Source organism: Microbacterium sp. AR7-10 (assembly GCF_001878835.1).
GTDB classification, from domain to species: Bacteria; Actinomycetota; Actinomycetes; order Actinomycetales; family Microbacteriaceae; genus Microbacterium; species Microbacterium commune.
Genome location: NZ_MJIR01000083.1, coordinates 1 through 2234 on the forward strand (window position 1 = coordinate 1; position 2234 = coordinate 2234).

2 protein-coding genes are annotated in these 2234 nt (G+C 70.5%); both read right to left on the reverse strand.

Annotated features, from left to right (window positions below; all coding sequences use genetic code 11):
• Window positions 1-1306: xylulokinase (locus tag BFN01_RS11675; protein WP_071644527.1), on the reverse strand; the 1306-nt coding region annotated here is incomplete at its 3' end.
• On the reverse strand, window positions 1303-2019 hold the full coding sequence (locus BFN01_RS11680; protein ID WP_071644528.1) for an L-ribulose-5-phosphate 4-epimerase: 717 nt from the start codon (window positions 2017-2019) through the stop codon (window positions 1303-1305). The genes BFN01_RS11680 and BFN01_RS11675, both read right to left, overlap by 4 nt.
• Window positions 2020-2234 lie beyond the last annotated feature (215 nt).

Consider the following 2234-nt stretch of genomic DNA (forward strand, 5'->3'; position numbering starts at 1 on the left):
GCGCGACCCCGGCGGTGCGGAAGATGCCGCCGTGCGCGAACATGCGCTCGATCGTCACGCCCTCGTCCGCGAGCACCTGCATGCCGAGGGCGAGCGTGCCGAACACGCCGTAGAGCTGGGCGCGCATGACGTTGGCGAGCGTGAACCGGCTGTCGGGCGTGCGCACGAACAGCGGCCGACCTTCGTCGGTGCCGGCGATCGGCTCGCCGGCGAGATGGTTGTACGCGAGCAGGCCCCCGGCGTCGGGTTCGCCGTCGAGCGCCTCCCGGAACAGCGTCTCGAAGACGGCGTCCGCCGATCGAGGCATGCCGGATGCCTCGGCGAACCGGGCGAACATGCCCACCCAGGCCGCCAGCTCGCTGGCGCCGTTGTTGCAGTGCACCATCGCGACCGCGTCACCCGCCGGGGTGGTCACCAGGTCGAGTTCGTGGTGCACCTCGGCGAGCGGGCGCTCGAGAACCACCATCGCGAAGATGGAGGTGCCGGCGCTCACGTTGCCCGTGCGCGGCGAGACGGCGTTCGTCGCGACCATGCCCGTGCCGGCGTCGCCTTCCGGCGGGCAGAACGGGATGCCAGGCTGCAGCGTCCCCGTGGGATCGAGCAGTGCCGCGCCCGCGGCCGTCAGCGACCCGGCCTCATGACCGGCCACGAGCGCCTCGGGCAGCATCACGCGCAGGTCACCGCCGGTGTGCGCGTCGTAGCGCTCGATGAGCGCCTGGTCGTAGTCGCGCGTGGTCGAGTCGATCGGGAACATTCCCGACGCATCGCCCACGCCCAGCACGCGTCGGCCGGTGAGCTGCCAGTGCACGTATCCGGCGAGCGTGGTGAAGAAGCGCACGTCGCCGACGTGCGGCTCGGCGTCGAGCTGCGCCTGGCGAAGGTGGGCGATCGACCAGCGCAGCGGGATGTTCACGCCGAGCAGGTCGGTCAGCTCCTGCGCCGCGACGCCCGTGTTCGTGTTGCGCCACGTGCGGAACGGCACGAGCAGCTCGCCGGAGCGGTCGAACGGCAGATACCCGTGCATCATGGCCGAGACGCCGATCGCGCCGAAGGTGTCCGGCCGGATTCCGTAGCGGTCGTGCGCGTCGGCGACGAGGCCCGCATAGGCCTCCTGCAGCCCCGTCCACACGGCGTCGAGCGAGTAGGTCCACAGCCGGTCCTCGAACCTGTTCTCCCAGTCGTGGAATCCGGTGGCGAGCACCTCGTGGGTGTCGGCGTCGATGAGGCACGCCTTGATGCGCGTCGATCCGAGCTCGATGCCCAGAGCCGTGCGGCCGGAGCGGATGGTCTCTGCCGTGGCGCTCATCGACGTGCGTCCGAGTTCTGGCCGTACACGTTCTGGTATCGGTCGAAGAGGGCGTCGATCGCCTCCTGCGGGATGGGGATCAGCGGTCCCGCCTCGCGTGCGTGGTGCACCGTGCGGGCCACGTCCTCGACCATGACGGCCGCCTTCACGGCATCCTTCGCGTCGACACCGATCGTGAACGGCCCGTGGTTCTGCATCAGCACGGCGCGCGAGCGGTGACCGGTGAGGGTGTCGACGATGCCGCGGCCGATCGAGTCGTCGCCGATGATCGCGAACGGGCCGACCGGGATCGGACCGCCGAACTCGTCGGCCATGGCCGTGATCACGCAGGGGATCTCCTCGCCGCGCGCGGCCCAGGCGACGGCATAGGTCGAGTGCGTGTGCACCACACCGCCCACCTCGGGCATGTTCCGGTACACGTAGGCGTGCGCGGCGGTGTCGCTCGACGGCGACCGGTCGCTGCCCTCGCTGCCGGGGATGACGTTGCCGTCGAGGTCGCAGAGGATCATGTTCTCGGGGGCCAGGTCGTCGTACGAGACGCCGCTCGGCTTGATCACGAACAGGTCGGCACCGGGCACCCGGCCCGAGACGTTGCCGCCGGTCCACACCACGAGCCCGTAGCGGACGAGTTCTGCATGCAGTCGCGCGACGTCAGCGCGCACCAGCTGGATGGCGGCTTCCACCTCGGGGGTGAAGGGGGCTTCGTTGCTCACGGGTACCTCGGTGGGTCGACGGGGAGTACCGGCCACTGTGACCGGTCACGGAAAGTCTGTCACGACCGTGCCGCTTCGGTCAACAGCACCGATGGCCACCCGCGACGGTCAGTGCGGACGCCCGGCCCGGACGGGCGCGATCGACGCCCTCGCGCACAGCACGGGCCGCACGGGGTCGCGCGGCGCCTGTCTCTTATACACATCTGAAGCTGCCG